The following is a 22,355-nucleotide window of genomic DNA, read 5'->3' as shown; positions in this document are numbered from 1 at the left end:
TCCCGGCCGCACGGCCACCGACCAGTTACGGAGATCGACATGTCCCAGAACTCCCTCTCCCCCAAGGCTCTGTGGAGCACCTACGTCACCAAGTTCGCCAACACCGAGTTCGGCGGCTTCGTCTCGGCGATCGACTACGACGCGACCCGGTCCATCACGGCCGACCGAATGGTCGAGACGGCGGTGCTCGCCCGCTGGGCCATGGCGGAGGGGGGGTTCACCGAGGGCAAGGCCGAACTGGTGCAGAGCCTGGCGGACTTCGTCGACCCCCTCCACGGCGGCTACCTCGAATTCCTCGAGGTCTCGGGCATCCCGCACGAGCTCAGCAGCGTGAAGACCGCGCAGCGGCAGTTCCTCGTCGCCGCCGCGCTCCTGGAGGCGGCCGCGCACGGCGACGGCGACCTCACCGCCGGCCGCGAGCAGCTCGCCCACGCCCGTGGCCTGCTGGTCCGCGACGGCCGGATGCTCGGCTCCGTGGCCCGCGACGGCAGCTCCGTGCTGGACGACCGCTCCCCCGCCGCGGGCGCCGCGGCCGAACTGCTCGCCCTGGCCCGGATCGCCGGGCTCTCCGGGCGCCAGGAGGACCGGGACGCCGCCGCGCAGGCCGCCGCCACGCTGGTCGAACGCCATGTCGAGGCCGACGGCTCGGTGCCGGACTGGCGGGGCGTGGACGGCCTGCCGGTGCCGACCGCCAAGGTCGACCTGACCGCGTCGTCGCTGACCGCGATCGCGCTGGCCGAGGCCGGCCGGGTCCTCGACGACGAGGGGCTGCTGCGGCAGGCCGCCACGATCGTCACGTACAACAGCGAGCACCTGTGGGACGAGCGCTTCGGCGGTCACTGGAACCACTGCGACCTGGACGGCCGGATCACGATCCACCGCGAGTTCATCACGCTCCTGAACTCCGCCATCCCGATCAAGACGACCGCGGCCAACGCCTGGGCGCTGCTGGCCTACGGCCGCGTCGTGCAGACCCTGCCGGCCGACGGCCGGGACGCCCTTGAGCGCTCCATAGCCCGCACCCGCGGCTACATAGAGACGATGACCGACCGCGAGAACGGCGGCGTCTTCATCGGCGAGGGCTACTTCTGGACGCCGCCGGGCACCCCGGTCGGCCCCTTCGTGCGCCAGATGCTGCCCCCGCGCGATCTGCCCGGCATCTTCCACTTCGGCTCCAGCAGCTTCCTGCGCCTGTACAACAAGCAGGCCACGCCGCAGATCCTGACGGCACTCGCCCTGGAGACCACCCGCACGGTCACCTCCGATGACCTGACCCAGCTGGCCCCCACCCAGACGTCCGAGGTCACCGAGCTCGCCGCGGCGCTGAAGCCGGCCTCCGCGCCGATCGAGAACATCTACGCCATGGAGGGCGTCGACCTCTCCGGGGTCATGGACGTCGAGCGGCACCTGCGGTACATCCGCTCCAGCTTCACCCCGGGCCAGGGCTACGGGTGGACCCCCCGCATCGCCCCGATCGGCTCCGGCGCCAACCAGGCCCCGTCCGTGTTCGGCACCCACCACTCCGTGGCCAACCTGCGCGTCCTCGGCGAGGACCCGCAGGAGCTGGAGCAGGTCACCACCTGGCTCACCTACGCCCAGGCCGCCAACGGCGCCTTCGCGGAGTTCCCCGGCGGCCCGGCCGACGTGCTCAACACTTACCTGGCGGTCAACGCGTTCCAGCTGCTCGGCCACGAGGCGGGCCCGCGCGACCACGAGGCCGCCGTGAGTTTCCTGCGCGCCTGCCAGAACGAGGACGGCGGCTTCGGTGTGGTGCCGGGCTTCGCCAGCGACCTGTTCCACACCAACCTCGCGGTGGTGGCGCTCGACTCGCTCCGCTCCGAGCCGGCCGACCCGGACGCCTGCGTCCGCTACATCATGGCCTCGCGCAACGAGGACGGCGGCTACGGCGAGCGCGTGGGCACCCCCTCGGACACGTACTCCGTCTACCGCGCCGTGGGCACGCTCGCCCTGCTCGGCAAGGACCTGCCGTTCCGCGAGGAGGCCATCCGCTTCCTCCAGGACTGCCAGGGCCCGGGCGGCGGCTTCAGCCACGACCTGGTCAGCCGCGAGAGCCTGATCGCGACCTACCACGCGGTCGCGGCCCTCTACCTCCTCGACGCCGAGCCGCTGCGCCGTGACGAGGTCCAGCAGTGGCTGACCGGGTGCCAGACGCCCGACGGCGGCTTCTCCAACATCCCCGGTGTCACCTCGGGAACCATCGACGAGGGCTTCGCCGCCGTGCAGTCGCTCGCGATCCTGGCGAAGGGTCTGACCCCCTACTTCGCCATCGCCGTCTCCTGACGGCCGCAGCACTGCCTGGGCGCGGCGCCCGCGGCTCCATGCCGCGGGCGCCGCGCCCCTTGGGCACCCGCGCACCTCGGCACACCGTCACAGAATCTGCGAGGAGACCTCATGGCCCTGTCCGGCACACGCCTTCCGCTGCCGCTCGCCGACGCCGCCCGCCAGGACGACGTGGAACGCTGGAAGTACCTCCCGACCGCGCAGCAGCCCAACTGGGACAACCCGACGCAGCGCGACCTCGTCTGCCGGGCCCTGTCCTCGGCCGCACCGCTCGTGACCCCCGGCGCGCTGCACCGCCTGAAACAGGAACTCTCCCAAGTGGCCCTGGGTGAGGCTCAGTTGATCCAGGCCGGCGACTGCGCCGAGAGCTTCGACGAGTACACGCCCGAGCACATCCGCGCCAAGAGCGCCGCCGTCGCCGCGATGGCACGGCGGCTGGGACCCGCGGACCGCGTCGTGGCGATCGCCCGGACCGCGGGCCAGTTCGCCAAGCCGCGCTCGGAGGGGTACGAGGAGATCGACGGCGAGCTGCTGCCCAGCTTCCGCGGGCACCTCGTCAACGGCGAAGGCGCGACGGCCGCGGAGCGCGCCAACGATCCGGCGCGGATGCTGCGGGCCTACGACCTCTCGGCGGCGGCAGCGGCGCAGCTGGACGCCGAGGCACGGGCCGGCGGGCCGCGCGTGTGGACGAGCCACGAGGCCCTCGTGATGGACTACGAGGTGCCGCTCGTGCGCTACGACGACCGGGAAGGACGCTGGTTCCTGGGCTCGGCCCACCTGCCCTGGATCGGTGAGCGCACCCGGGACGTACGGGGCGCGCACGTGCGGCTCTTCGCGAACATCTCGAACCCCGTCGCCTGCAAGATCGGCCCCTCGGCGACACCGGAGCAGGTCCTGGAGCTGTGCCGGCTGCTCGACCCCGAGCGGGAGGCCGGGCGCCTGGTCCTCGTCGCCCGGATGGGACACCGTCTCGTGGCGGAGCGGCTGCCCGAGCTGGTCAGGGCGGTCAGGTCGGCCGGCCACCCCGTGGTCTGGGTGTCCGACCCGGTGCACGGCAACACCGTGCGCACGCCGGGCGGCGTCAAGACGCGGTACGTGGACCAGGTCGCCGCCGAGGCCGTCGGATTCGCCCGCGTCCTGACCGGCCTCGGCCTGCGCCCCGGGGGGCTGCATCTGGAGACGGCCGCGGACCCCGAGGTCACCGAGTGCGTCGGCGGGCCGGTGCCGGACGAGGAGGCACTCGGCCACCGCTACACGACCTTGTGCGATCCTCGTCTCAACCTGGAGCAGGCTCTCACCGTCATCGACCGCTTCCGCGAGATCTGACCCGTGCGGCCGGCGGCGACCCCGACCGTGCGGCAGCGCGGACCACCGCGCCCGCACAGGACGTTGGCCATGACGACCAGTTGACGAGGAGGACAGGCGTGCGCAACGAACTCTTCCACCCTGACCGGGACGACATCTCCCTGGACAAGGTGCTGCACGCACTCAGCGACCCGATCCGCAGGGACATCGCTCGCACCATGCACGTGGAGGGACCACGTGTGTGCGGTCAACTCAGCTACCCCATCGCGAAGTCGACCCTCTCGCACCACCTGAAGGTGCTGCGCGAGTCCGGCCTCATGCAGACCGAGATCCGCGGGACGTCCCGTGTCATCTCGCTGCGCCGGGACGACATCGACGCCCGCTTCCCGCTGCTGCTGGACGCGGTTCAGGTCACGGCGGTGCCGGCGGAAGCCCTCGTGTGAGATGAGCTGAGACCACGGCCCCGGGCCGCTTCCGGGGCCGTGGAACCAGCCGCTCCGGCCGGCCCGGCCGGATCCGGCCGGCTGCCGCGGTCCGCGATCATGCGCACGGTGTGCGCCGTGGACGCCAGCGTCAGATGCCGGTGCCAGCCGCCGTAGGAGCGGCCCACGAAGTCCCGGGCCCCGGTCTGCTCGACCCCCCGCTGCGCGTCCCACGCCACGCGGCGGGTCAGCTTGGTCAGTTGCAGCAGCGTGGCCGGGGGCACCTTGGTCAGATGGGTGATCCACACCTGGGCGGTGCTCGCCTGCCCGGCCCGCCACTCACCGAGCAGCAGAAGAGGGCGGTCGAGGCCGGGCGCGGCCCCCGGGATGCGCACCCGCACCGCGGCGACCTGTGACAGGCACGGCTCGGCGGACCGTGCGGGATCCAGCCATTCGACGCCGCGCCGCACGCTCGCGACCGTCCCGAGCAGTTCGCAGGACCGCTGCACCGTGGCCCGGGACGCGGGGAAGGCGGGATCGTCCACGACGAGCCGGGTCGTCGGTGAGATCCGGGCGAGCACCGGCATGCCCGCGGCGCTCAGCCGGTGCAGGGCGCGCCAGTCCGCGTGCCCGCGCAGATCCATCAGGACGGGCCGGGGCGCGGTGCCCCACATGCGTGTCGGGTCGGCCACCACGTCGGCGGCGCACTCCTCCAGCGAGGCGTAGTCCAGGGCGGACGGGATGTCCGCGCGGGTGCGCAGCGCGCCGTCGCTCAGCCAGTGGCGCGGCAGATAGAGCTTCCAGTTCACCGGGACGCTCAGGTCGGGGGTGGCCAGCCAGGCGCCGAAGGCCCGCTGGCCCGCGACCATCTGCCCGGCCTGCGGGTCGAAGAACCGGTCCACCCCGACGGTGTGGTCACCGACCTTCGGGATCGTCACCGCCTGCACCACCCAGGCCTGCGGCGATGCCACACAGCCGACCCAGGACGCCAGACCGGCGCGCATCGTGTCCCAGCTCCACGTCGAACCGCTGATGAAGTGATGCAGGCGCTGCTCCTCGTCCGGCAGGCCCAGGCACGCGGCGATGTTCCGGATCGACTTGCGGCCGTCCGCGGTCAGCAGCCCCCGCATGTACCGCTCCGCGCGCTCCCGCTGGTCCCGCCGGCTCAGCGAGCCGAGGATCTCGCGCAGGAACTGCTCCTGCTGTCGGCGCATCTCGATGCGCGCCTGCTGGGCCGGCGACAGGCCCGCGCCCGGCCGGCGAAGGAGCCGGGCGTCGTACCTGTGGCGCACCTCTGTGGTCATCACTACCCCCTGTTTTCGAACCTTGCGGGAGCGCGGCGGCGCCTCAATGTGCGACGCGCGTGCAATTTTGGACCCACGTTCAAGAACAGTCGGCAGTCTATGCATGGAACTTGAACGCGCGCCACTTGTGATCGACGTCACGCAACGAGGCGGCATCCATCCTGAAATGTCTGCTTTGCATGGCGGGCTGCCCCGATTCGACCTGCGGCGACGCCTCGCGTCAGTGCTGCCGTAACCCCTGGTTCACGAAGGCGGCACACTGCCCGTCCAGAACTCGTGGACAAAATTGATCCCCGGTGTATTTTTAGATCCCGCTCCGCACGCGGGACATCCTCGGTGCCGTCACGTCAGGCGCGCTCGTCATCAGAAGGTGGCAGTAGTGGACTTGGAAAGATCCGTCGCAATCGTGGGTATGGGCTGCCGATTCCCGGGTGCGCCCGGGATCGAGGCCTTCTGGGACCTCCTGACGTCCGGAGGTGACGCGGTCACGACCGTGCCGACCGACCGGTTCGACGTCGAGGCCCTGTACGCCCCCGAACCCGGCACCCCGGGCAGGACCGCATCCCGGCACGGCGGCTTCCTGCCGGACGTCTACGGATTCGACGCGGCCTTCTTCGGCATCTCACCCGTCGAGGCGCACGGGATGGACCCGCAGCAGCGCCTGCTCCTCCAGGTCGTGTGGGAGGCCCTGGAAGCGGCCGGTATCCGGCCCTCGTCGCTGGCGGGCACCCGCAGCGGCGTCTTCGTCGGCCAGGCGACGTCCGAGTACGCCGAGACGGGCCCGTCGCCCGAACACCGCGGCGTCCACGACGTGGCCGGGAACCGAATACGCGCGGTGACCTCGGGACGCATCTCCTACGCCCTCGACCTGCGCGGGCCCAGCGTGGTCATCGACACCGCGTGCTCCTCCTCGCTGGTCGCGGTGCACTCCGCCCGGCAGAGCCTGCTCACCGGCGACAGCGACCTGGCCATCGCGGGCGGCGTCAACGTCATCCTCTCCCCCGACGACGCCATCGCGTACTCGCAGGGCTCGATGCTCTCCCCCGGCGGACGCTGCCGGTTCGGTGACGCCTCCGGTGACGGATTCGTCCGCAGCGAGGGCATCGCGGCCGTCGTCATGAAGCGGCTGCCCGACGCGCTGCGCGACGGCGACCCGGTGCTGGGCCTCCTCCTCGGCAGCGCCGTCACCAACGACGGTGCCGCCAGCGGCCTGTTGCTGCGGCCCTCCGTCGAAGGACAGGAGCAGATGCTGCGCGCCGCGTGCCACAGCGCCGGGATCACCCCGGGAGCGCTCGACTACGTGGAGGCCCACGGCACCGGGACCGCGGCGGGCGACCTCGTCGAACTGCAGGCCCTGGCGGCGGCGGTGGCGGCGGAGCGCACCGCGGACCGGCCCCTGCTCACCGGTTCCGTGAAGACCAACATCGGGCACACCGAGGCCACCGCGGGACTCGCCGGGCTCATCAAAGCGGTCCTCATCGCCCAGCGCGGCACGATCCCCGCCTCCCTCCACGTCGACGAGGTGCACCCGTTCCTCGCCGACGGCAGTGCCCCGGTCGAAGTCGTGCGCGCGAACCGCCCGTTGGAGCGCGCCGGCAGCCGGGCCGCCATCGGCGTCAGCTCCTTCGGCCTGTCGGGAACCAACGCGCACGCCGTCGTCGGCGAGTACGTCCCCGCCGACGCGCCCGGCACCGCCGCACCCGTCGTCCAGCGGCCCGGCCGCCCGCACCTGCTCGTGCTCAGCGCCCGCAACCACGACGCGCTGCTGCGGGTCGCGACCGCCCACGCCGAGCACCTCGAAGGACCGGGTCGCGCACAGCCGTTGAGCGACGTGTGCGCCACCGCCGCGCTGCACCGGGACACCCATCCGTCCCGACTGTGGGCCGTCGGCGAGACGCACGACGACCTCGTGGCCGCACTGCGCGCCCTCGTCGCGGGCGACCGGGTGGCGAACGGCGGATTCGGCGACGCCGGGGTGCGGGGGCCCCGGCGGACCGTCTTCGTCCTGCCGGGACAGGGCTCCCAGTGGCTGGGTATGGGGCGGGGGCTCTACGCCTCCTCACCCGCCTTCCGTACCGCGCTGGACGCCTGCGACCAGCACGTCGCGAACGAACTGGGCTGGTCCGTGGTCGAGTTGCTGCACCGGGACCTGGACTCCGTGCCGAGCGCGGTCGAGCAGGTACAGCCGGTCCTGTGGGCCATGGAGGTCGCGCTGGCGGCTGCCTGGCGCGAGCTGGGCGTCGAGCCCGATCTGTGCGTCGGGCACAGCATGGGCGAGGTCGCCGCCGCGCACCTCTCCGGCGCGCTGAGCCTGGCCGACGCCGCCTCGGTGATCTGCCGTCGCAGCCGGCTGATGAAGCGCGTCGCCGGCCGGGGCGCCATGCTGGTCACCGAGCTCACCGCGGCCGAGGCACGGCGCATCGCGGGCCGCCACCCCGACCGGATCTGCGTCGCGGCGGAGAACGCCCCCAACTCCACGGTCCTGTCCGGGGCCGAGGAGATCCTGTCGGACGTCGAGCGGGAACTCCGCGCCCGGCAGGTGTTCTGCCGCCGGGTGAAGGTGAACGTCGCCTCCCACTCCCCCCTGATGGACGAGCTGCGGGACGAACTGCTGGCCGAACTGCGCCATCTGACGCCGGCCGAGGCACGTACGCCCATGATCTCCACGGTCAGCGGCGACCCGGTGGCCGGACCCGAACTCACCGCCGCGTACTGGGCGGACAATCTGCGCCGGCCCGTCCGCTTCACCGGCACGATCGCCGAGACCGCCCGGACCCGGGAGAGCGTCTTCATCGAGGTCAGCCCGCACCCCGTCCTGCTGGCCGGGCTGGAGGAGACGCTGTCGGCCCAGCCCGAGCAGGGGACGGAGACCGCGGTCGCCTCGCTGCGCCGCGACACGGACGAGACCCTCGAACTGATCCGCGCGGCGGGCCGCTTCTGGGCCGTCGGCGGCAGCGTGGACTGGACCCGCTGGTACCCGGGGCCCCGGCAGGCGGTCCCGCTGCCCGCCTACCCCTGGGAGCCCACCCAGTTCCGCCACCGGCGGGCCGCCGCAGCCGCCCGCCCCGTCGCCGCCGCGCCGGAGCACGTCACGGACGTGCCGCTGGAGAGCCTCGGGCTGCGCGACTGGGGCGCGGGCGTCCGTCTGCACGGCGTCGCCCCCGTGCCGCCCGCGGTCTACATCGACACCCTGCTCGGCGCGGTGCGCGACGCCTTCCCCGGGCAGCAGTCCCGGCTGGCCGACGTACGGCTCGGCACCGAGCTGCTCGATCTGAGCGACTGCGAGGGCGTAGTGCTGCGGGTCACCGTCGCGGACGCCGACGAGCGCGGAGTGCGCGGCGCCTGCGTCACGGCGCTGCGCCCCGGCTCCGGCAGGGGCATCACCTGCCTGACGGCCGAGGTGCACGCGTCGGACGACGCCGACGCCCCGGACGGCCTGCGGCTGATCGACTCCGCTCTCGCCCGCTGCGCGCAGTACTCCTCGGCCCGCGGCTTCGAGTCGGTGGCGCTGCGCCAGGGCTACCAGATCGACGAGCCGTTCCGCGCGACGGAGATGCTGTGGCGGCGCAGGGGCGAGGCCGTGGCACGGATGCGGCGCCCCAAGGCCTCGTCCCCGGCGGCCTGGGAGACCGGTCTGCAGCCACTGCTCGCCGCCTGGCCGGCCCACCAGGGCCCGTACGCCCCCGTCGGTTTCGACCGCGTCGAGCTCTACGCCGATCTGCCGGACGAGTTCTGGAGCGTCTGCGCCTTCCAGCCCGGGACCGGCGACTCCGCGAGCGCCGACGTCTCGCTCATCGCCCCGGACGGGCGGGTGCTGGCGCACTTCGCGGGGATCCGGCTGCGCGCCCTGCCGACGGGCAGACCCCGCCCGGCCACGTCGCTGCCGGTGCGACTGCCCGCTTCGCTCCCGTTGCTGAACGGAACGCTGATGCAGCGCGCCAGGACCCTGCTGCCCCGGACCCGCGGGACCCGGACCGTCTTCCCCGCACCGCACCTGCCCACGACCGGCGCGCAGCGGATCACCGCGAGCGTTCCCGCACCGGCGCTGACCACCGCCCCGCCGTCCCCGCGCACCGCGCGGACCGCGCCGGCGGACGTCATCCGCGCCCAGGCCGCCACCGTGCTCGGGCTCCCGCCCGAGCGGCTCGACATCCGCCGTCCGCTGCGCGAGTTCGGGCTCGACTCACTGATGGCCGCGCAGTTGCAGGTGAGACTGCGCCGCGATCACGGCATCGACATCACCGCAGGTCGCCTGCTCGGGGACGAGAGCCTGGCGACACTGGAACGCGAAAAAAGCGTGTAGAGACCAAGGAAGGTCCCGCACGCCAACCCTGACACCAGACAAAACATGTACTCTGGTGCAGAGATTGCATCGGCCGCACGAAGGCGAGGATGGCCCTCATGAGCGTGGACATGCCGGAGACGACGACGTCACTGGGCCGTCGCGAGCGCAACAAGCAAAGGGTCAGGGAACGCCTCTACAACTCGGCGATGACCCTCTTCGCCGAGCGCGGCTACGACCAGACGTCCGTCGGTGAGATCGCCGAGCACGCGGACGTGGCGCGCGGGACCTTCTTCAACTACTTCCAGCGCAAAGAAGACCTGATCAGCGCCTGGGGCGAGCGCCGCAGGGCGGCATTGGAGAAGTCGTTGGCCCAGGACCGCTCCAGCGCCGCGCCGGACACGCTCAGCCAGCTGGAGCAGTGCATGTCGACGCTGAGCCAGATCAACGAGAGCGAGGGCACGCTGGTCGTCCCCATGCTCACGGCCTGGGTGAAGGCCGGTCATCCCCTCAGCGAGGAGCCGTACGTCGCCAAGACCTTCGCCAAGATCGTCGAGCGCGGCCAGGCGCGGGGCGAGATCAACGCCATGGTGGACTCGGCCCGCATCGGGTTCATGCTGCGGGACATCTACCTGGGCACCCTGTTCCGGTGGAGCCAGTCCACCGAGGGCAGGGCGGGCTTCTCCCTGGGGGACGACCTCCGGGCGTCCCTGGCCGCCATGGTCTCCGGCATCGCCGCCTGCCCGCACCACTCGGGCCCCCAGTAGACCCCGCCGCCCGTGCGGCCGGCCGGTGACGCGCACCCCGCGCGGACACCGCCCCGGCCCGCACGGGCGTCGCGCTGTCCGCGCCCGGCCCGCCCGGGACCTGCTCCTTCGCCTGCACCGGTGCGGCGGCGCCCGACAGCACCCGGGCGACCGGCACGCGGGACCGCCGCTCGGTGAACCCCGCATCGGCCGCGTACGCCGCCCCTCGACCTCGATGACGGCGCCGACGGCCGCGAACTCCCGGGCCACATCGGCGGCGACCGCGTCCGAGACCCCACTGCCCGCCGCGAAGGACTCGAACGCCCGCGGCGGCAGCCCGAGCACCACGACGACCCCCGGCTCGGCGACGTAGCGCCCGCACACCGCCCCCGGCCCGTCCGCGCCCAGGGCCGCCAAGCCGATACCCTCCGGCACCCTCAGCCACCGGCGGAGCCCACCCGCTACACTGACGCCGGTACGCCTCCGTAGCTCAGGGGATAGAGCACAGCTCTCCTAAAGCTGGTGTCGCAGGTTCGAATCCTGCCGGGGGCACACACTCTGGCCCGGCCAGACGGGATCGGCCCCTCGGAGCACTCCGGGGGGCCGATCCCGTGCCTGGACCCTCCGAAGGCCCCCCGGAGCCTGCCGAGGCCCTGGTCACGCGTCCGTACGCTCGTTACCGTGAGGGACAGGCACTGACGGTACGGGGGGATTCACATGGTCGAACTCGGCATACTGTTCGGGCTGTTGGCGGGTGCCGCGCTCTTCATGATCGTCATCCTGCTGCGCCGGGGACGGAGCCGGACGCAGAACGCGGAAGGGCTGCTCATCGAACAGGCCCGGCGGGTGCAGGCGGGCCGGGACAAGGGGTCGTTCAACGCCCTGGCCGTCCACAACACCACGCCGACCATGACCGACGAGTACCGCCGCTCCTGACTCCCGCGTGCGGTCCGCCGGGCGGCAGCCGTGGTCATACCGACGTCATGAGCGAGGACCGTCGTGACGACGATGCCGACGAGCGGGAGGCGCGGCTCGCCCTGGAAGATCCCGGGCAGGCGGCGGCGTACCGCGAGCAGGCGGTCGCCCTGCGCGCCGCGATCCTGGCCTGCACCGAGCCCACCACCGACTGAGCTACCCGCCCGAGCCACCCGCCAACTCCCGGCTTCGACAGTCCAGTTGATGTGCCAAGCTGTCCGCATTCGCGCGCGGAGGGAGCACATCGTGGATCTGGACCAGGACGACCTGCGGGCCGGGGTGATCGACACCAGCAGGCCGCACCCTGCGCGGATCTACGACTACCTGCTGGGCGGGGAGAACCACTACGCCGCGGACCGGCTGGCCGGCGAGGAGCTGCTCGCCGCGGCGCCCGAGGCCCGCGCCGGGGTGCGCGCCAACCGCGCCTTCATGGAGCGGGCCGTGCGGTACGCCGTGGGGGCCGGGGTACGTCAGGTCCTGGACATCGGCACCGGGCTGCCCACCTCGCCCAACGTGCACGAGATCGCGGAGAGCGTGGCGCCCGGCGTGCGCGTCGCGTACGTCGACAACGACCCGATCGTGAAGGCGCACGGGGACGCGCTGCTCAGCCGCACCGGTTCGACGGGCATCGTGCTCGGCGACGTACGGGAGCCACGCAGCGTCCTCGGCCACCCCGAGGTGCGGCGGCTCATCGACTTCGACGAGCCGGTGGTGCTGCTGCTCGTCGCGGTGCTGCACTTCCTGACCGACGACGACGAACCGGCGCGCGTGGTCGCCGAGTTGAGGGACGCGCTGCCCGCCGGCAGCCACCTGGTGCTCTCGCACGCCACCGGTGACTTCGCGGACCGCGGCGAGGCCGAGGCCGGGTACAGCCGCAAGGCGTCCGCCTCGCTGAACCTGCGGTCCAAGGACCGGGTGGAGTCCTTCTTCGAGGGGTTCGAACTGGTCGAACCCGGGCTCGCCCAGATCTCGTACTGGCGTCCCGACTCCCCGCCGCCCGCAGAGGCGGCGAAGATCGGGTTCTACGGCGGCGTGGCCCGCCTGCCCTAGGGTCGGCGTGCCAGACCCCGCGCCCGCGACAAGATCCGCCGGACAGGCCCTAAGGCCGGCCCGGCCGGGAACCACCCCGCAGCGCCCCCGCCGTCTTCAGCAGCCGGTCCGCCCGGTCCCGCAGTTCGGGGTGGGCCAGGACGGTGTTGCGCAGGCCGCGGACCGGGCGGCGCCACAGGCGGTGGGCGGCGGCCACCGGGTGCCGGCGGGTCGCGAAGCCCTCGGTGACCCGCAGTTCACGGGTCTTGAGCCAGTCCTTGTACTCCTTCTCGCCGCGCCCCCAGTCGATCATCCGAATGCCGTGCCGACCCGCCGCCTCGGCCATCCGCAGATGCATCATCAGGCCCGGCGAGTAGTAGCTGAACTCCGGGTCGTAGGCGGTGAACCAGCCCGCGAAGACCGTGCGCGACGTCGGCCCGAAGTGCGCGGCGACGGGGCGCTCGCCCGCGTAGACGACCGACAGAACGCCGGTGAAGTGCGGCTCCTGGACGGTGGCGAGGTGGTTCACCAGGTTCACGATCCAGGGGCGGGCGAAGCGGTCCATACGGCCCGTGCGCCGGTACTGGGCCGACTTCCAGCGCATCAGCTGGCGCAGCACGCGCGGATCGCGCTCGTCGTAGACGAAACGCATCTCCCCCACGTTCCGGGTCAGGCGGCGCTCCTTCTTGAGCATCGTCTTGGCCTGTCCGGGATACGTCGCCTTCAGCCACTCCTGGTAGGAGTCGTGGCCGCCGTCCTTGAGGTCCTGCACCGGGGACGCGAAGGTGCCGGTGACGTAGCGGCTGAAGGGCTTCTGCTCCTCCACGAGGTGGTCGAACTCGAAGACCGAGAGCCGGCAGGCTCTCAGGAGCTGCTGGGTGTCCCAGGTGACTCCGGGTCTGTGCACCAGGGCCTGGCAGTCGGAGAGCCCGAGCCCGATGGCGCGGCCGACGCCGAGCGGGCCTCTCTCGTACGGCAGGAACCCGACCGGCTCACCCCCCTGGCGCAGCACCGCCACCTGGACGCCGGACCGGTGCGCGGCCATGCCGATCGCGAACTCCGGTGACAGGAACGGGTTCTGGTAGTCCGGCGCGTCGTCCATCGTCTCGTGCCAGACGGCACGCAGCGACGGGCTCAGTTCGTCGGGTCTGTGCGTGGTGATGTTCACCGTGCGATCGACCGCCCTTCCGCAGGGGCGCGTGGATCAGTACGTGAGTGGATCGGCGTGCAGAACGTGCTGCGCAGCATGGGCCCCCCTATTCCCCCATGGGGCTCAAAGGTCGCGAAACAGTACGCACGCTGTCAAGAGTGCTTCCCGCAGGTTCCGTACGCGGTCGGGTGCGGCCGGGCCGTCACATTCTCCGCGCGGGCCGCGTCAGACAGGCAGCGGATCGATTCCGCGCCGCATAAGGCCAGTTGAGGGCCTTGATCGTTCCTGAACCGAGGAGTTCGCGATGTCCGTCGCCCTTGTCACCGTCACCGTGGTCGCCGCCGCCATGACCGCCTTCTCCGCCGCCTCCGTCTTCGCCCGCGCCGCCTGGGTGGTCAAGCCGATCGCGGACTACGGGGTCCCTGCGCACTGGCTGCCGTTCCTCGGCGCGGCCAAGGCCGCCGGGGCGGTGGGCCTGCTCGTCGGCCTCGCCGTACCGCCGATCGGCATCGCCGCGGCGATCGGGCTCCTCCTGTACTTCACGGGAGCCGTGGTGACGGTGGTCCGGGCCCGCTGGTTCGGCCACGTCCCGTTCCCGCTGCTGTACGCGGCCCCGGTGGTGGCGGCGCTGGTCCTGGCGTCGTGACCGCGTCCGGCCCAAAACCGGCCCGGCGGACCCCCGTTGCAGCATGTGCACACCTGTCGCGAGGCCCCTGCTAGCGTCGGCCGCGGTCCGTCCGATGCCGCCGTCACAGGAGCCGCCCGTGCCGTCCCCGCACCGTCCCGAGGCGATATGTCTCGGCGAGACCATGGCGCAGTTGACCCCGGCCGACGGGGTGGGCCTTGAGCACAGCGGGGAGGTCAGGCTCGCCGTGGCGGGGGCCGAGTCGACCGTCGCGCAGTACCTCGCCGATCTGGGGCACCGCACGGCGTGGGTGAGCCGGGTCGGGGACGATCCGTTCGGGCGGCGGATCGTCGCTTCGGTCGCCGGGCGCGGGGTGGACGTCGAGGGCGTGGCCGTCGACCGGCACGCCCCCACCGGCGTCTACTTCAAGGACCCCGGACCCGACGGCACCACCCGCGTCCACTACTACCGGCGCGGCTCGGCCGCCTCCCGGATGACGGCCGCCGACGCCCGCCGCGTCGATCTGGACGGCGTACGGCTGCTGCATCTGACCGGGATCACCCCGGCGCTGTCCGAGGGCTGCGCGGAGCTCGTCGACACGCTCGCCGAACGGGCCGCCGCGGCCAGCACGCTTTTCTCGTTCGACGTCAACTACCGCCCCGCCCTGTGGAGTTCACGGGAGCAGGCCGCCGAGGTCCTGCTCGCGCTCGCCCGCCGCGCCGGTCTCGTGCTCGTCGGCCGGGACGAGGGCGAGGCCCTGTGGGGCGCCGGCACCGCCGACGCTCTGCACGCGCACCTCGCGCCGCGCGGCGTCCTCGTCGTCAAGGACGGCGCCGTCGGAGCCACCCGATTCAGCGGCGGGGCAAGCGAGTTCGTGGCCGCGCCCGCGGTCGACGTGGTCGAGGCCGTCGGCGCCGGGGACGCCTTCGCCGCCGGGTATCTCAGCGGCCTGCTGACGGGCGTGCCGGTGCGCGAACGCCTCGCGCTCGGGCACCGGCTCGCCGCGCGCACCCTGCGCAGCATCGAGGACTACGTCCCGGCCGAAGGGCGGTGACCCGGTGTCCCAGACCGTGCGGCGGGCCGCCGACATCCCGGAGCACGCCGCCCGCGAGCCCCGCGCACGGACACGGACACGGACACGGACCCCACGATCTCCGGTCCGGACGCCTACCGCGCCGCCCTCGACACCGTACGGGCGCGCGGCCGGGCCGTCGACGACGAGTACGAGTACGACGACAGTACGACGACGAGTACGAGGCGTACGTGAACCGTGTCGCCGCCCCCGTGCGGGAGGACTGCGACGGCGCGATCGTCGCGGCCGTGTCGGTGACCGCGCTCAAGGCGCGCGCCGGCCTCGACGCGCTCACCCGCGACGTCCTGCCCGATCTGCCGACCACCACCGAGACGATCTCCAGGGAGCCGGGATGGCGACCGTGACGACCCCCGCACCGCCGACCTTCGACGAGTTGTTCGCCGGGGTGCCCGTGATGGCGATCCTGCGCGGCATGCCCGCCGCGAGGACCGTCGAACTCGCCGAGCGGGCATGGGAGTTGGGCATCGAGTGCGTCGAGGTACCGGTGCAGACCGAGGCGGCCGCCGGGGTGCTCGCCGCGGTCGTCGCCGCCGGGGCCGCTCGCGGCAGGCCGGTCGGCGCGGGCACGGTCACCTCGGCCGAGCGGCTGGAGTGGGCGGTGGCGGCGGGCGCCGCGTTCACGGTGGCCCCCGGGCTCGACGCGGAGGTGGCGCGGGCCAGTGTCGCGGCGGGCCTGCCGCATCTGCCCGGGGTGGCCACGCCCGGCGAGGTGCAGGCGGCGCGGGCGCTCGGCCTCGACTGGCTGAAGGCGTTCCCGGCGAGCGTGCTCGGCACGGGCTGGTTCCGGGCGATGCGCGGGCCGTTCCCCGAGGTGCCGTTCGTGGCGACGGGCGGCGTCGACGCGGGGAACGCTGCCGCGTACCTGGAGGCCGGGGCGCGGGTCGTCGCGGTGGGCTCGGCGCTGGAGGACCCGGCTCAGCTGCCCCGGCTGGCGGGGTTGCTGACCCGCTGAGCCGCTGAGAGCGTCTGCCAGGTGCGGTTCCGTTGCCGGGTGCGGCTCTCGTCGTGGCTGGTCGCGCAGTTCCCCGCGCCCCTGGATGCGAGCGTCGCTCGCCCAGGGGGCGCGGGGAACTGCGCGAGCGACCCACCACGAGCCGCGTCCGGCAACGCGACCCGATCCGGCGGACGCGATCCCGCTAGCGCAGCTCGTCCGGGCACGGGGTGCCCCGCGACCACTTGTAGGGCGCCGCCAGGTGATACGTCCCGGCCTTGGGCGCGAGCAGCACCGTCCACTGGTCCCCCGCCGCGTCCTCCTCGGTCTCCATCAGGCACCCGTGCGGATTCGCGTACCGCTTCGGCAGGCTGTCGTCCTGCTCCCGCGCCCGCTTCGACGCCTCGGTCTCCTGCGGCGCGCCCAGGCTCTTGCCTTCGGCGTCGACCACGGACAGCCACGGCGAGTACGGGATCCGGATCAGGACGCGGCCCGGCTGCGTCACCTCGATGGTCAGCTCGCCCTGCTCGGCGGCGTCGACGACGGCGTGCGGCTCGGCCATCGGCGTCGGGTCGGCGACCGCGAACAGCTGCCAGTTGGCGTCGCCCCACACCTGCTTCAGATACGGCAGGCCGCGCTGCACCAGCTCCCGCTCGCGCTCGCCGCCGGAGCCGTCCGGCTCGCCCTTGGGCAGCACCACGTAGTGCACGGCCCAGCGCTTGAGCCACTCGTGATAGTTCGCCGAGTTGAGGGTGTCGTCGTAGAAGAGGGGATTGCGCTCCATGTCGGCCTGGCGGTTCCAGCCGCGCGCCAGGTTCACGTACGGGGCGAGCGCGGAGGCCTCCCGGTGCGAGCGGGCCGGCACGACCTCGACACGGCCGCGCCCGGCGCTGACCTCCTGCAGCTCGTTGACGAGCGGCGCCAGCTCGCGGGCCCAGGAGGCGGCGGGCGTGGTGTGCACGACGTCGTCGACGGACTTGAAGCCGATCCACCCGTTGAACCCGATGAACGCCACCACGATCACGTACCACTTGCGCGAGCGCGGCACGGTGAACGGCAGCGCGGCGAGGAGCACGACGCCCGAGAAGAGCATCGGAAGACGGGTGATGTTGGAGCCGATCTGCGAGCTGATCAGCCAGACGAGCAGCACGGACAGGGTGTAGACGGCGGAGGTGATCCGGACCGTCACCCATTCCTTCGGTACGAGTACGAAGCCGAGGACCCCGTAGACGATCGGCAGCAGCGCCGACCAGAACGACATCGGCTGGGTCCCCGAGAACGGGAACAGCCACGCCGACAGCCCGACCACGGCGGTGGGCGCGAGCCCGAGCGCGTACGCACCCGGCCGTCTCTTCTGCAGGAACAGGGCGACGGCGACGAGCCCCACGAAGAGCCCCGCCACCGGCGAGCAGGCGGTCGCGATCCCGGCGAGCGGCGCGGCGACGGCGGCCTTGGCCCAGCGCCGGCGGCGCCAGCGGTACGGCCAGCAGAACACGGCGGCGACCGCGCCGAGCCCGAACATCATGCCGAGCCCGAAGGTGACGCGCCCCGACGCGGCGTTGCACAGCAGCGCGAAGACGCCCGCGAGCGCGGGCCACAGCGGCTTGGCGACGGCCCGCGTCCTGATCAGGATCATCGTCAGCAGGGTCGCGGAGAAGGTCCCCGCGATCATCATCGTCGTCCGCACCCCGAGCACGGACATCAGATACGGCGACACCACGCTGTACGAGACCGGGTGCATGCCGCCGTACCAGGCGAGGTTGTACGCGGAGTCGGGGTGCCGGCCGACGAACTCGGCCCACGCGTCCTGCGCGGCGAGGTCACCGCCACTGTTCGCGAACGTGAAGAACCAGATGAGGTGCAGGACACCCGCGATGGCGGTGGTGAGGACCACGGGATGGCCTGCGGCGCGCCGCGCCCACGCTCCCTGTCGCTCGCTCCGCGCCGCGTCCTGCTCCGGCTGCGGTCCCGCCGTGCCCGCGTGCTGCGCGGGCCGCTGTATTCGTACCCGCCCCGAGCCCGGATCCGCGTCGTCGGCGCGCGTCGGCTCCGCTGTGGTCACTGCTGACACTCCCCGTGCGTTTCGTCGTAACGACCGAGGGAACGTCCCGAACGTCCCGGTCCTGCCCCGGTCTCGCGACGCTAGCACGGCACCTGTGAACGGGCGCCGCGGGAGGCCGGTGGTCACCAGCCTCCCGCACGGACGTCACCCGACGCGCTTGATTTTCGCGCCGAAGCCGGGCTCGGTGAGGTCCTTCTGGAGGGCGACGGGCACCTCGACGGCGTCGTTCTTGCCGTCGCCGACGCTCAGTACGCCGACCGTGGTGCCGGCCTTCGCGGAGTGCGGGACCGTCTTGCCCTTCTCGGTGTCGAGGGCGAGCCTGACGGTCAGGCCCGACCAGCCGACGGCGCTGACGTCCTTCGTCGCGACGACGGGCGTCGTGCCGCCCAGGCCGTCGTCGACCTTGCCGACGACGTCGCCCTTCTTGACGATCGTCTTGGCCTTCAGGGCGTTCTGCCCGGACTCGATGAGGCGCTTCACGACCGCGGTGACCTCGTCGATGTTGGCCACGCCGTTCTGCCCGTACTGGCCGAGGGCGGCGCCGATGATCATCTGCTTCTTGCCGTTCACCGTCTTCTGCGCGGCGAACAGGATGTTGCCGCCGGCCGCGGTGGTGGTGCCGGTCTTGATGCCGACGGCGACGGTCGGGACGAGGCCGAGGAAGTTCTTCTGCGCGTCGCCGTTGAGGTCCACGTACCTGGGCTGCTGGGCGATCGCCGCGAACACCGGGTTCTCCATCGCGGCGCGGCCCAGCTTCACCAGGTCCTCGGCGGTGGAGACGGTCGTCTTGTCGAGCCCGCTGGGGTCGGTGTAGGTCGTGTTCTTCATCCCCAGCTCCCCCGCGGTCTTGTTCATCTTCGCGACGAACGTGTCCTCGGAGGCGGAGCCGGTGTCCCAGCGCGCGAGCAGCTTGGCGATGTTGTTGGCGGACGGCAGCATGACCGCCTGCAGCGCCTCGTACTCGGTGATCTTCTGGCCGGCGGTCACCTTGACCACCGACTCGTTCTCGGCCTTGCCGGTCTCGTAGTGCTTCTGCGCCGCGGCGTCGACCGTGATCTGCGGGCCCTTGTCACCGGTCTTCAGCGGGTGGTCCTTGAGGATCACATAGACCGTCATGACCTTGGCGATGCTGGCGATCGGTACGGGCTTCTGGGCACCGGAGGTGCCGAACGTGCCGATGCCGTTGACGTCCATCGCCGCCTGGCCCTGGCCGGGCCACGGCACGGACGGCTTGTCGCCGTCGAACGACACGGTCTCCTGCGCGGTGAGGCTCAGGGTGGGCGTCGGGAGCGGCCGGACGGCCTGCACGATCGCAAATACGACGATCAGCAGGAGGACGAGCGGCGTCCAGATCTTCACCCGGCGCACCGTGGTGCGCACCCGGGTCTCCGGGGGCGGCGGCGTGTTGGTCAGCTCGGCGAGCAGATCCAGCGGCGGCTTCGGCGGCAACGGCTGCTGCCGCGTCCGCTCGGCCTCGGCGGGCGCCTGCGGCTTCGGCCCGACGACTGCCTCCGGCGTGGCCGCGGCAGCGGGCTTGCTCTGGTCGAGCGGCTTGAGCGGCACGAACTTGCTGGTCCGCTCGGCCTCGCTCTCGGCCGCCCTGCCCTTCCCGGCCGCGGCGGCCGGCGACTTCAGCATCGTGGTCGGCTGATCGACCGGCGGCTTCACGGCCTTGAAGACGGCGGTCGGCTGATCGACGGCGGGGGCGGGCTTGGCACCGTCCGGCTTGGGGTCGGCGGCGGCCGACTTGGGGTCGGTGCCGTCCGACTTGGAGTCGGTACCGGCTGGCTTGGGGTCGGTACCGGCTGGCTTGGGGTCGGTGGGGCTGACGGCGCCCGGCTCGGTGCCGGCCGGCTTGGGGTCGGCGGCGGCCGGCTCGGAGTCGGCGGGCTCGGCCCAGGACGGCCTGGAGCCGGTGGGCTTGGCGTCCGACGGGGTGCGGTCCGCGGGCTTGGACCCGGTGGCGGGCTGAGCCCCGGAGGCGTCCGCCCCGGCGGACTTGGCACCGGCGGCGTCGCCGCCCGTGGGCTTCTCGGTCACCGAGTCGCCACCCGTGGGCTTCGCGCCCGCGGTGTCGCCGTCTACGGGCTTCGCGGTCGCGGAGTCGCCGTCTACGGGCTTCGGGCCCGACAGCTCGGCGTCGGCGGGCTTCGCGGCGGCGGAGCCCGCGGCCCCGGCGGCCGCGGCGGCGGAAGCTGTGGGCTCCACGGTCGCGGAGTCGCCGTCTACGGGCTTCGCGTCCGACGGCTCGGCGTCAGCGGGCTTCGCGGCAGCGGCACCATCGCCGGACCCGGCAGCAGCCGAGCCCGTTCCCTCGGCCGCCCCGGCACCGGAAGCGGCGGACTTCGCCGTCGCGGAGTCACCGCCCTTGGACTCGGCGTCAGCGGCCTTTGCGCCAGCGGCACCATCGCCGGACCCGGCGCCGGCGGAACTCACGGCAGCGGCATCGTCATCGGAGGACTCGGCGGACTCGGAGGACTCGGCGGCGACGGCGTCGTTCGCCCCCGCGGCCCCGTCATCGCCGGACTCGGCGCCCGCGTCATCGCCGCCCGCAGACCCAGCACCCTTCGCGCCCGCAGACGACGCCGCAACGGAACCGGCGGCAGCCGAACCCGCATCGGCGCGGTCCGCGCCGGAAGGATTCGCCTTCTCGGAGTCGCCGGTACCGGGTTCCGCGTTCGAAGAATTCGCAGTCGCGGGGTTTGCTTCAGCAGCCCCGGACTCGTCGTCGGAGGAGCCGCCCGCCACCCACGCGGCCACCGCGGCACGCAGCCGCGCATCGCCGGATTCCACGGCGCCCGATCCACCGGAACCGGAACCGGAACCGGCCTCCGGCACGTCACGGACCGAGAAGACGGCCGTCGCCCGGTCCACTCCGGACGGCGGGTTCTCCCGCGCCACGGCGAGACGCGGATCGCGCTCCTCCGGGCCCGGGCCTCCCGACGCCTGCTGCTCTCCCGACCTGTCGGGGGTCCCCGCCACCGATGCCTCCTCGACCGCTAACCACTACGTGCCGGCGCCAGCCGACGCTGTCCGAACCATGTACCAGTGTCCTGTGTGGGGGCTTAACCCACGTGGTAGACGAGAACGACATACCTACTGGTTCCCGCCCAAAGCCCCCACGCACTCTCGACAGACCAATGTGAGAGGGGTCACCCTGTCATTCATCCACGCGGGGAGGCATGGATGGGCAGGAGCCGCAGAACACTTCCGGAGGAGCTTCTGCTGCTGGCGCTGGACCCGACCACGGGTACCACCGCACAGCCGCAGTCGCTCGACCTCGGTCTGGCCGGAGCACAGCTAGTAGAGCTGGCGCTGGCCGGACGGATAGCCCCAGACGGGGATCGTATCGCCGTGGTGGTGCCACGGCCGACTGGAGATCCGACACTGGACTGCGCGTTGGAGTTGCTGCGAAGGCGTGGCGCTCCGGTGCGGGCGGTCCACTGGATTGGCGGGCCGCGCCTTGGGCTTCGCCAGACCTACCTCTCGCACCTGGAGCGGTGCGGCATGGTGCATGCCGTGGCCGGCCAGATGTGCGGGGTACTGCCGACGACTCGCTACCAGGCGACGGACACGGCGATCAGCCGGGAGATCAGGGCCCGGCTGGACAGTGCGATCCGTACCGGCGTCCCGCCGGACCCACGGACCGCGGCGCTCGCCGCCCTGGCCCACGCGGTCGGACTCGGCAAGCACCTGTACCCGGGGAACGAGGGACGATCGTCCCGCTCCCGGTTGCGGGATCTGATCAGGCACGACCCCATGGGCGGCCTCGTGGCGCACGCCGTGATGGACGTCCAGAACGGTGTGGCCGCTCAGCCACGCCGCTCGCCCGCCGCTCCGGCGGGCCGGGGCGCACCGGAACCGGCCAGGGGCGTTCCGATGCAGCAACAGCGCCACGGTTCGATGGCACGCGCCGTCGCCCACTGAGGTCCACTGGGCCGACGGCACAGCACCACGCGTAACCACCCGCACCACCACTGGCACCACCGGCACCACCCGCAACAGCGCCGCACCGCAGTCCCCAAGACCCGGTTCGGGAGCCGCTGTACCGCGCGGGGCGATGCGTCAGGACGTCCGTCCCTCGGGGCGGCTCCCGGCCGTCGTCCCGCGCGGTCGCGTTCCGGCTGCGT

18 protein-coding genes and 1 tRNA gene are annotated in these 22,355 nt (G+C 72.7%); 15 read left to right on the top strand and 4 right to left on the bottom strand.

The genetic code is table 11. The features are described from left to right. The first annotated feature begins 39 nt into the window (after window positions 1–39). From J3486_RS44835 to J3486_RS38755, 3 genes are all read left to right on the top strand, one after another. Window positions 40–2,301, top strand: a complete 2,262-nt coding sequence (locus J3486_RS44835; RefSeq protein ID WP_207828661.1) for a prenyltransferase/squalene oxidase repeat-containing protein — start codon at window positions 40–42, stop codon at window positions 2,299–2,301. A 111-nt stretch (window positions 2,302–2,412) separates the two neighbouring features. Then, window positions 2,413–3,627: a 3-deoxy-7-phosphoheptulonate synthase gene (locus J3486_RS38760; protein ID WP_207828659.1), complete on the top strand. Its 1,215-nt coding sequence runs from the start codon at window positions 2,413–2,415 to the stop codon at window positions 3,625–3,627. Between the two features lie 98 nt (window positions 3,628–3,725). After that, window positions 3,726–4,049 carry a helix-turn-helix transcriptional regulator gene (locus J3486_RS38755; protein ID WP_207828657.1) on the top strand — a complete coding sequence of 108 codons (324 nt, stop codon included), beginning with the start codon at window positions 3,726–3,728 and terminating at the stop codon, window positions 4,047–4,049. Here the strand turns inward: J3486_RS38755 and J3486_RS38750 are convergent. Further along, window positions 4,013–5,332, bottom strand: coding sequence for a transposase (locus tag J3486_RS38750; RefSeq protein WP_207828655.1), 1,320 nt, complete (start codon window positions 5,330–5,332; stop codon window positions 4,013–4,015). The genes J3486_RS38755 and J3486_RS38750 overlap by 37 nt on opposite strands. Before the next feature lie 370 nt (window positions 5,333–5,702). On the opposite strand from J3486_RS38750, the gene J3486_RS38745 reads away from it, so the two are divergent. From J3486_RS38745 to J3486_RS38715, 7 genes are all read left to right on the top strand, one after another. Then, complete coding sequence (locus J3486_RS38745) at window positions 5,703–9,635, top strand: acyltransferase domain-containing protein (protein WP_307805121.1); 3,933 nt, start codon at window positions 5,703–5,705, stop codon at window positions 9,633–9,635. A gap of 98 nt (window positions 9,636–9,733) precedes the next feature. Further along, the gene (locus J3486_RS38740; RefSeq protein WP_207828651.1) at window positions 9,734–10,381 is read left to right on the top strand and encodes a TetR/AcrR family transcriptional regulator; all 648 of its coding nucleotides are present in this window, start codon (window positions 9,734–9,736) and stop codon (window positions 10,379–10,381) included. A 25-nt stretch (window positions 10,382–10,406) separates the two neighbouring features. Beyond that, window positions 10,407–10,733, top strand: coding sequence for a hypothetical protein (locus J3486_RS38735; RefSeq protein WP_207828650.1), 327 nt, complete (start codon window positions 10,407–10,409; stop codon window positions 10,731–10,733). A 106-nt stretch (window positions 10,734–10,839) separates the two neighbouring features. Continuing rightward, window positions 10,840–10,912: transfer RNA gene (locus J3486_RS38730), tRNA-Arg, on the top strand. A 165-nt stretch (window positions 10,913–11,077) separates the two neighbouring features. After that, complete coding sequence (locus J3486_RS38725) at window positions 11,078–11,296, top strand: hypothetical protein (protein ID WP_207828649.1); 219 nt, start codon at window positions 11,078–11,080, stop codon at window positions 11,294–11,296. Between the two features lie 47 nt (window positions 11,297–11,343). Beyond that, complete coding sequence (locus J3486_RS38720; protein ID WP_207828648.1) at window positions 11,344–11,490, top strand: hypothetical protein; 147 nt, start codon at window positions 11,344–11,346, stop codon at window positions 11,488–11,490. A 97-nt stretch (window positions 11,491–11,587) separates the two neighbouring features. Then, window positions 11,588–12,385: an SAM-dependent methyltransferase gene (locus J3486_RS38715; RefSeq protein ID WP_229379307.1), complete on the top strand. Its 798-nt coding sequence runs from the start codon at window positions 11,588–11,590 to the stop codon at window positions 12,383–12,385. A 49-nt stretch (window positions 12,386–12,434) separates the two neighbouring features. Here J3486_RS38715 and J3486_RS38710 read toward each other — a convergent pair whose 3' ends face one another. Continuing rightward, window positions 12,435–13,532: a GNAT family N-acetyltransferase gene (locus J3486_RS38710; protein ID WP_207828646.1), complete on the bottom strand. Its 1,098-nt coding sequence runs from the start codon at window positions 13,530–13,532 to the stop codon at window positions 12,435–12,437. A 286-nt stretch (window positions 13,533–13,818) separates the two neighbouring features. On the opposite strand from J3486_RS38710, the gene J3486_RS38705 reads away from it, so the two are divergent. The 4 genes from J3486_RS38705 to J3486_RS38690 all read left to right on the top strand — a co-directional run bounded on the left by J3486_RS38705 (window position 13,819) and on the right by J3486_RS38690 (window position 16,184). Further along, the gene (locus J3486_RS38705; RefSeq protein ID WP_207828644.1) at window positions 13,819–14,160 is read left to right on the top strand and encodes a DoxX family protein; all 342 of its coding nucleotides are present in this window, start codon (window positions 13,819–13,821) and stop codon (window positions 14,158–14,160) included. A 118-nt stretch (window positions 14,161–14,278) separates the two neighbouring features. Then, on the top strand, window positions 14,279–15,193 hold the full coding sequence (locus tag J3486_RS38700; protein WP_207828642.1) for a sugar kinase: 915 nt from the start codon (window positions 14,279–14,281) through the stop codon (window positions 15,191–15,193). Between the two features lie 209 nt (window positions 15,194–15,402). Further along, the gene (locus J3486_RS38695) at window positions 15,403–15,576 is read left to right on the top strand and encodes a hypothetical protein (RefSeq protein ID WP_207828641.1); all 174 of its coding nucleotides are present in this window, start codon (window positions 15,403–15,405) and stop codon (window positions 15,574–15,576) included. Beyond that, window positions 15,564–16,184, top strand: a complete 621-nt coding sequence (locus tag J3486_RS38690) for a bifunctional 4-hydroxy-2-oxoglutarate aldolase/2-dehydro-3-deoxy-phosphogluconate aldolase (RefSeq protein ID WP_207828639.1) — start codon at window positions 15,564–15,566, stop codon at window positions 16,182–16,184. Before J3486_RS38695 ends, J3486_RS38690 begins: the two co-directional genes overlap by 13 nt. 184 nt (window positions 16,185–16,368) lie before the next feature. On the opposite strand, the gene J3486_RS38685 is transcribed toward J3486_RS38690, so the two are convergent. Together J3486_RS38685 and J3486_RS38680 are read right to left on the bottom strand one after the other, a co-directional pair. Further along, the gene (locus tag J3486_RS38685; RefSeq protein ID WP_207828637.1) at window positions 16,369–18,225 is read right to left on the bottom strand and encodes an MFS transporter; all 1,857 of its coding nucleotides are present in this window, start codon (window positions 18,223–18,225) and stop codon (window positions 16,369–16,371) included. Between the two features lie 144 nt (window positions 18,226–18,369). After that, the gene (locus J3486_RS38680; RefSeq protein ID WP_307805119.1) at window positions 18,370–20,433 is read right to left on the bottom strand and encodes a D-alanyl-D-alanine carboxypeptidase; all 2,064 of its coding nucleotides are present in this window, start codon (window positions 20,431–20,433) and stop codon (window positions 18,370–18,372) included. A 978-nt stretch (window positions 20,434–21,411) separates the two neighbouring features. Between J3486_RS38680 and J3486_RS38675 the strand changes: the two genes are divergently transcribed. Next, the gene (locus tag J3486_RS38675) at window positions 21,412–22,152 is read left to right on the top strand and encodes a GPP34 family phosphoprotein (protein ID WP_207828624.1); all 741 of its coding nucleotides are present in this window, start codon (window positions 21,412–21,414) and stop codon (window positions 22,150–22,152) included. Window positions 22,153–22,355: the final 203 nt, after the last annotated feature.

The organism is Streptomyces sp. VRA16 Mangrove soil, assembly GCF_017377775.1.
GTDB lineage: Bacteria > Actinomycetota > Actinomycetes > Streptomycetales > Streptomycetaceae > Streptomyces.
Note: the sequence above shows the minus strand (reverse complement) of the source record. Positions and strands in the feature narration are given on the sequence as shown.